The following is a 453-nucleotide window of genomic DNA, read 5'->3' on the forward strand; positions in this document are numbered from 1 at the left end:
CGATCAGCGTCGTCAGGAAGGCCTTGCCCTTGAACTCGAACTTGGCGATCGCCCAGGCGGCGGCCACGCCGAAGACGAGGTTGAGCGGCACGGCGATGGCGGCGACGATCAGCGTCAGGCGGATGGCGGAAAAAGTCTCGGCATCGCCAAGCGCCAGCACGAATTCCGTCACGCCCTTGCGCAGCGCCTCGGTGAAGACGGCGGCGAGCGGCAAAAGCAAAAACAGTGCGACGAAGGCGAGCGCCGTGATCGTCAGCGTCAGTCGGGCAAAGCGGCTTTCGGAGGTGGCGGCGGCCAGTTCCGGCAGGGCGGCGCGAGGGCCGGAAGCCGGACTGAGACCGGGACTGGGTGCTGAGGCGGCGGTCAGGTCATGCGACATAGACATATCTCCGCCGGCTCCAGGCCTGGATCGAGTTGATGAGGAGCAGCATGGCAAACGAGATCGCCAGCATG

At 65.8% G+C, this 453-nt stretch carries 1 pseudogene; it reads right to left on the minus strand.

Annotation, left to right across the window (positions count from 1 at the left end):
• Positions 1 to 379: pseudogene (cysW, locus tag IB262_RS35515) on the minus strand (sulfate/thiosulfate ABC transporter permease CysW); the annotation flags it as partial.
• Between the last annotated feature and the right edge of the window lie 74 nt (positions 380 to 453).

Source organism: Ensifer sp. ENS02, from assembly GCF_014851885.1.
Lineage (GTDB): Bacteria > Pseudomonadota > Alphaproteobacteria > Rhizobiales > Rhizobiaceae > Ensifer > Ensifer adhaerens.